This window comes from Brevundimonas sp. (assembly GCF_023259385.1).
GTDB lineage: Bacteria > Pseudomonadota > Alphaproteobacteria > Caulobacterales > Caulobacteraceae > Brevundimonas.
On sequence record NZ_JAHFPF010000246.1, the window covers coordinates 1 to 419 of the forward strand.

Consider the following 419-nt stretch of genomic DNA (forward strand, 5'->3'; position numbering starts at 1 on the left):
ATGGAGCCGCTGAGGATGCCGGACGACGGGGGCGGCGCGGGCCGGGGCTTCGGCGGTTCGGGCAGGGGCGGCAGGGTCGAGCCGCGCGGCAGCGGCCCGGCGCGGAACACCGTCGCGGGCGGGCGACCCCAGGTCACCGGGCGGCGGAAAGGCTCCGGCTGGGCCTGGCCGTTGACGGGCGAACCGTTCAGCTTGGGGTCGTTCTGATTGGACATGCAGGCTCCCGCGCCGTGTACGGCGCGTTTCTCAAACGCGGACTGGCGACGAAGGTGGCCGCCGATCTGGCCGCTTTCGTGACGCTCTAGTTCTTCAGCCGGTAGCCGGTGCGGAACATCCAGCCGATGACGGCCAGGCAGCCGAAGAGGAAGGCCAGGGTCGCCGTCAGGCTGACGCCGATCCCCACGTCCCCCGACCCGTAG

At 72.1% G+C, this 419-nt stretch carries 1 protein-coding gene and 1 pseudogene; both read right to left on the minus strand.

What is annotated here, in order from left to right:
- Positions 1-215: hypothetical protein (locus Q0C81_RS15665; protein ID WP_291840008.1), on the minus strand; the 215-nt coding region annotated here is incomplete at its 3' end.
- Positions 216-301: 86 nt separating this feature from the next.
- Positions 302-419 (minus strand): annotated as a pseudogene (locus tag Q0C81_RS15670) (sugar ABC transporter permease); the annotation flags it as partial.